The organism is Pelomonas sp. KK5, from assembly GCF_001984095.1.
GTDB lineage: Bacteria > Pseudomonadota > Gammaproteobacteria > Burkholderiales > Burkholderiaceae_C > KK5.
Map to the genome: position 1 here is coordinate 1 of NZ_LYVQ01000317.1, position 5,597 is coordinate 5,597.

Below are 5,597 nucleotides of genomic sequence, written 5' to 3' on the forward strand. Positions count from 1 at the left end.
ATACCGGCCTGTCACGCCGGGGGTCGCGGGTTCGAGCCCCGTCCACTCCGCCATATATATTGAATGCCCGCCTTGGAATATCCAGGCGGGCATTTTCTTTTCACGCGTCGGATAGTATCCGCTGTGCGATGGCAGCGCCCATATCCGTCGTCGACGCCGTGCCGCCCAGCTTGGTGTACTCCCCCTCGGGTGTTCTCGCGCACGACCAGGTCGTCGATGTCGCCCGGCTTGCGGCCGGCGAGCGGGCAGGGCAGGCCTTCGAACCCTTCCGGTCGTCCGGCATCATCTGGCCGTGCTGCAAGTCCCAGTCGCAGCTCGCTCAGTCGATGGGCGTCAGTTCCAGTTCGAAACTGGACCGGCGCGAGGCAGCCTCCAGCGCGCGTAGGCCTTCTTCGGGCATCACCTCGCGGCCGATGCCGTCGCCGGGGATAACGGCAATTTTCAGCGCCAGGGTCGGCTCCTTCGCTCGTTCAGCGATCAGATATCGAACTGCATGGACGCGAGCTTCGCATAGAGCCCCCCGCGCGCCACGAGTTCCGCATGCGTGCCCTGCTCGACGATGCGGCCATGCTCCATCACGACGATGCGGTCGGCCCGCTGCACGGTGGCCAGCCTGTGCGCGATCACCAGCGTCGTGCGGTGCTGCATCGCCGCTTCCAGCGCGGCCTGCACGACCCGTTCGCTCTCGGCGTCGAGCGCGCTGGTGGCCTCGTCCAGCAGCAGCAGCGGCGGGTTCTTCAGGATCGCGCGGGCGATGCTGATGCGCTGGCGTTGGCCGCCGGACAGGCGCACGCCGCGCTCGCCGAGGAAGGTGTCGTAGCCCTCGGGCAGGCGGGTGATGAAGTCGTCCGCGAAGGCCGCCTTGGCGGCTTCGATCACCTCCGCATCGGTGGCCTCGGGTCGCCCATAGCGGATGTTCTCCATCGCGCTGGTCGAGAAGATCACGCTGTCCTGCGGCACCAGGCCGATCGCGCCGCGCAGCTCGTTCAGGCGCAGCTGGTTCGTCGGCGTGCCGTTGAGCAAGACCTGACCCTGCTGCGGGTCGTAGAAGCGCAGCAGCAGCTGGAATACCGTGCTCTTGCCGGCGCCGCTGGGGCCGACCAGGGCCACCGTCTCGCCCGGGGCGATGTCCAGGCTGAAGTCCTCCAGCGCCGCCTGCGTCGGGCGCGAGGGGTAGTTGAAGCGGATGCCGTCCAGCGTCAGGCTGGAGCCGCCGCTGTGCATCGGCAGGGCCAGCGGAGCGGCAGGTTCGGTCACCGGCGAACGCGCGGCCAGCAGCTCCACCAGCCGCTCGGTGGCCCCGGCGGCGCGCAGCACGTCGCCGTAGACCTCGGCCAGCACCGCCACCGAACTGACCAGCAAGGTCACGTAGACGACCGTCTGCCCCAGGTGGCCCGCGCTGATGCGCCCGGCGATCACGGCCTGCGTGCCCTGGTACAGGCCCCACAGCAGCGCGCCGAAGGTGGCGCTGATGATGAAGGCCACGAGGAAGGATCGCACGCGGGTCCGCTTGCGCGCCGTGTCGAAGGCGCTCTCGCTGGCGCGGCGGAAGCGCGCGTCCTCGGCCGCCTCCTGCGTGTAGCTCTGCACCACGGGCACCGCGTTCAGCACCTCGGCGGCGATGGCGCTGGTGTCGGCCACGCGGTCCTGGCTGGCGCGGCTGAGCTTGCGCACGCGCCGGCCGAAATACAAGGCCGGCGCCACCACCAGCAGCAGGATGCCCATCACCTGCGTCATCACCAGCGGGTTGGTGACGACCAGCATCACCGCCGCGCCGATACCCATCACCATATTGCGCAGGCCCATCGACATGCTGGAGCCGACGACCGTCTGCACCACCGTCGTGTCCGTCGTGATGCGGCTCAGCACCTCGCCGGTCTGGGTCGTCTCGAAGAACTCCGGGCTCTGCCGCAGCACATGGCCGTAGACCGCGTTGCGCAGGTCGGCCGTGACCCGCTCGCCGATCCAGGTCACCGCATAGAAGCGGGCGGCCGAGAACACGCCCAGCGCCGCGCCCACCGCGAACAGCGCCAGGAAGTGCTCCCGCAGCGCCATCACCCGCTCGCCCGGATCGGCCTTGATGAAGCCCTGGTCGATCAGCCCGCGCAGCGCCAGCGGGAAGGCCAGCGTCGTCAGCGCCGCCAGCAGCAGGAACACCACCGCCATCGCAATGCGGGCGCGATAGGGCCGCAGGAAGGGCGCCAGGCCGCGCAGCGCGCCGGGGCTGGCCTTGGCCGGGGAAGAGGGGGAGGTCGTCGTCATGGGCGCCGAGTGTAGGTGGCGACCATTGCGCCTTCGTTGGTGCGTTAATCGCTCGAAGTCAAATATCTGCCTTGACAATATTTGCCTAGGCAACTAAATTTCACCCCATGTTTTACCAAGCCGACAGCTACGAACGCAGCGAAAGCCTCGGCTGGCTGCTCAAGCGGGTCCAGCAGTCGATGACGGCCCATGCCGACGGCCAGCTCTGCAAGCAGGGCCTGACCCATGCGCAATGGGGCCCGCTGCTGATGCTGCATGTCAACGGCCCCAGTTCCGTGGCCCGGCTGGTCGAGCAGCTCGGCACCGATGCCGGCGCGATGACCCGCCTGCTGGACCGCCTCGAAGCCAAGGGCCTGTGCCAGCGCGTGCGTTCCATCGAGGATCGCCGCGTCGTCATGCTGAGCCTGACGGAAGAAGGCGAGCGCGTCACCAGCCAGCTCACCGCCGTGCTGGCCAATACCTTCAATGCCCACCTGCAGGGCTTCAGCCATGAGGAATGGCGCACCCTGCTGAACCTGCTGCAGCGCATGGTCGCCAATGGCGAAGCACTGCGCCAGGCGGACTGCCCCCCATCAGAAGAATGAACACCGCCATGAGAAGAAGCCTGCCCCTCTTCAGCGCCATTGCCGCAGCGGCCTTGCTGTCGGCCTGCGCGCTGGCCCCGAAGCTGCCGGACGCGGCCAGGCCCTTGACGGCCGAGCAGGCCGGCCTCAACGCCGCCGCGCGCACCGCCGAGCTGAAGAGCGACTGGTGGACCGCTTTCAATGATCCGCAGCTCGACGCGCTGGTCCAGCGCGCACTGGCCGAGTCCCCGAGCCTGGCCGCCGCCCGCGCCCGCATCGCCAAGGCCGCCGCCGGCGCCGAGGCCGCCGGTGCCGAGGAACGCCCGAAGATCGAGCTGGAAGCCGACGTCAGCCGCAATCGCTTCTCGGCCAACGGCATCTACCCCGAGCCGCTGGGCGGCAACTGGTGGACGCTGGGCAACGTCCAGCTGGGTGCCAGCTACGAGTGGGACTTCTTCGGCAAGCACAAGGCCGAGCTGGATGCCGCCATCGGCACCCGCGCCGCCGCCGAGGCCGATGCCGCCGCGGCCCGCCTGATGCTGGCCAGCCAGGTCAGCCGCGCCTATCTCTCGCTGGCCCGCCTGCTGGCGCAGGACGAGATCCTCGGCCGCCAGCTGGCCGAGCGCGAACAGGCGCTGGCGCTGACCCGCCAGCGCGTCGCCGCCGGCCTGGACAACAGCCAGGAACTGCGCGGCGCCGAGCAGCCGCTGCCCGAGTTGCGCCGCCAGCGCCTGGTGCTGCGCGAGCAGGCCCAGCTGCTGCGCCACCAGTTGGCCCAGCTGAGCGTCCAGCCGATCGACGCGTTGAAGGACCTGGCGCCGCAACTGCCCGCGCCGCTGGCGCTGCAGGCCGAGGGCCTGGGCATCGACCTGCTGGGCCGCCGGCCCGATGTGGTGGCCGCCCGCTGGCGCGTCGAGGCCGCGACGAAGAAGGTCGACTCGGCCCGCGCCCAGTTCTACCCGAACGTGAGCCTCAGCGCCTTCGCCGGCTTCAACGCGCTGGGCCTGGACAACCTGTTGCAGCTGCCCAGCCGCCAGTTCGGCTTCGGCCCGTCCATCCACCTGCCGCTGTTCGAGACCGGCGCGCTGAAGGCCCAGCTGCACGGCGCCGCCGCCGACACCGACGCCGCCGTCGCCGCCTACAACGGCGCGCTGCTGGAAGCCGTGCGCGATGCCCGCGACCAGCTCACCACGCTGGGCTCGCTGCAGGGCCAGCAGCAGGAGCAGCAGGCCTCGATCAGCAACGCCGAATCCACGCTGACCCTGGCCGAGTCCCGCTACGGCGCCGGCCTCACCAACCGGCTGGCCGTGCTCAACGCGCGCGACCGCCTCCTCGTGCAGCAGCGCCAGGCGCTGGACCTGCGCGGCCAGACGCTGGACAGCCAGGTCAACCTGATGCGCGCCCTCGGCGGCGGCTGGACCGACGCCAAGTAAACGAACGGACACTTGAAGAACACCATGAGCGACACCGACAACAACAAGCCCGCCGCCGCTGCTTCCAACGCCCCGGCCACGGTCACCCCCGTCTCCATCCCGCCGAGCTCCAGCAGCCGGCGCAAGACCGCGCTGACGGCCCTGACCGTCGCGGTCGTGCTGGCGCTGGGCGGCTATGCGATCTACGAGTACGTGATCGGCAAGCGCACCGAGGCCACCGACAACGCCTACGTCAACGCCAATGTCGTGCAGATCACGCCGCTGGTCGGCGGCACGGTCAAGGCCATCCGCGCCGACGACACCGACTACGTCAAGGCCGGCCAGCCGCTGGTGAGCCTGGACCCGGCCGACGCCCGCGTCGCGCTGGACCAGGCCAGCAGCCAGCTCGCGCAGACCGTCCGCGAAGTCCGCACGCTCTACACGAACAACGGCAGCTTCGAGTCCCAGGTGCAGGCTCGCGAAGCCGACGTGCGCCGCGCCCAGACCGAGCTGGACCGCGCCAGTGCCGACGTCACCCGCCGCCAGCCGCTGCTGGCCAGCGGCGCCGTGGGCAAGGAAGAGGTCGACCACGCGGTTGCCCAGGCCACCAGCGCCAAGAGCGCGCTGGCCGCCGCCCAGTCCGCGCTGCAGACCGCCCGCGAGCAGCTCGGCAGCAACAAGGTGCTGACCGAAGGCACCGACGTGGCCAACCATCCGAACGTCCAGCGCGCCGCCGCCCGCATGCGCGAGGCCTACCTCGCGCTGCAGCGCACCGAGCTGCAGTCGCCGGTGGACGGCTGGGTCGCCCGCCGCAGCGTGCAACTGGGCCAGCGCGTGGCCGCCGGTGCGCCGCTGATGTCGGTCGTCGGCCTGCGCAATGTCTGGGTGGACGCCAACTTCAAGGAAAGCCAGGTCGCCAAGCTGCGCATCGGCCAGGTCGCCAAGCTGACCGCCGACGTCTACGGAGACAAGGTCGAGTACACCGGCCACATCGTCGGCCTGTCGGCCGGCACCGGCGCCGCCTTCTCGCTGCTGCCGGCGCAGAACGCCACCGGCAACTGGATCAAGGTCGTGCAGCGCCTGCCGGTGCGCATCGCGCTGGACCCGAAGCAGGTCAGCGAGCATCCGCTGCGCGTGGGCCTGTCGATGGACGTGGCCGTGGACGTGCAGGACAAGAGCGGCAAGATGCTGACCGAGGCGCCCAACACCGCGCCGGCCGCGCAGACGGAAGTCTTCGACAACGCCGACAAGGGCGCCGACGACGCGGTCAACAAGGTCATCCGCGCCAACCTCGGCAGCGCCGGCGGCAAGAAGGCAGTCCGCTGAAATAACCCGTTATGAGCGCGAAGCCTCAATCCGC

Annotated in this window: 4 protein-coding genes and 1 pseudogene; 3 read left to right on the top strand and 2 right to left on the bottom strand. The window is 70.0% G+C overall.

Features of this window, described 5'->3' with window-relative positions:
• Positions 1-109: 109 nt before the first annotated feature.
• Both B0W88_RS34545 and B0W88_RS29170 read right to left on the bottom strand, forming a co-directional pair.
• Positions 110-400 (bottom strand): annotated as a pseudogene (locus B0W88_RS34545) (tartrate dehydrogenase); the annotation flags it as partial.
• A gap of 77 nt (positions 401-477) precedes the next feature.
• Positions 478-2,262 (bottom strand): ABC transporter transmembrane domain-containing protein, encoded by a 1,785-nt coding sequence (locus B0W88_RS29170; RefSeq protein WP_077038045.1) that lies wholly within the window; start codon positions 2,260-2,262, stop codon positions 478-480.
• 107 nt (positions 2,263-2,369) lie between these two features.
• Here B0W88_RS29170 and B0W88_RS29175 point away from each other — a divergent pair, with 107 nt between their 5' ends.
• Genes B0W88_RS29175 through B0W88_RS29185 form a run of 3 tightly spaced genes read left to right on the top strand, consistent with a single transcriptional unit; the run spans position 2,370 to position 5,563 of the window.
• Entirely contained in the window at positions 2,370-2,846 is a 477-nt protein-coding gene (locus B0W88_RS29175) for a MarR family winged helix-turn-helix transcriptional regulator (RefSeq protein WP_077038046.1), read from the top strand.
• A gap of 8 nt (positions 2,847-2,854) precedes the next feature.
• A complete protein-coding gene (locus tag B0W88_RS29180; protein WP_158080965.1) occupies positions 2,855-4,258 on the top strand; it encodes an efflux transporter outer membrane subunit in 1,404 nt (467 codons plus the stop codon).
• A gap of 24 nt (positions 4,259-4,282) precedes the next feature.
• Positions 4,283-5,563 (top strand): HlyD family efflux transporter periplasmic adaptor subunit, encoded by a 1,281-nt coding sequence (locus B0W88_RS29185; RefSeq protein ID WP_077038048.1) that lies wholly within the window; start codon positions 4,283-4,285, stop codon positions 5,561-5,563.
• Positions 5,564-5,597: the final 34 nt, after the last annotated feature.

Excerpts from the sequence above, each read along its gene's own strand:
- B0W88_RS29170 (WP_077038045.1), bottom strand. The coding sequence starts at position 2,262 with ATGACGACGACCTCCCCCTCTTCCCCGGCCAAGGCCAGCCCCGGCGCG.
- B0W88_RS29175 (WP_077038046.1), top strand. The coding sequence starts at position 2,370 with ATGTTTTACCAAGCCGACAGCTACGAACGCAGCGAAAGCCTCGGCTGG.
- B0W88_RS29180 (WP_158080965.1), top strand. The coding sequence starts at position 2,855 with ATGAGAAGAAGCCTGCCCCTCTTCAGCGCCATTGCCGCAGCGGCCTTG.
- B0W88_RS29185 (WP_077038048.1), top strand. The coding sequence starts at position 4,283 with ATGAGCGACACCGACAACAACAAGCCCGCCGCCGCTGCTTCCAACGCC.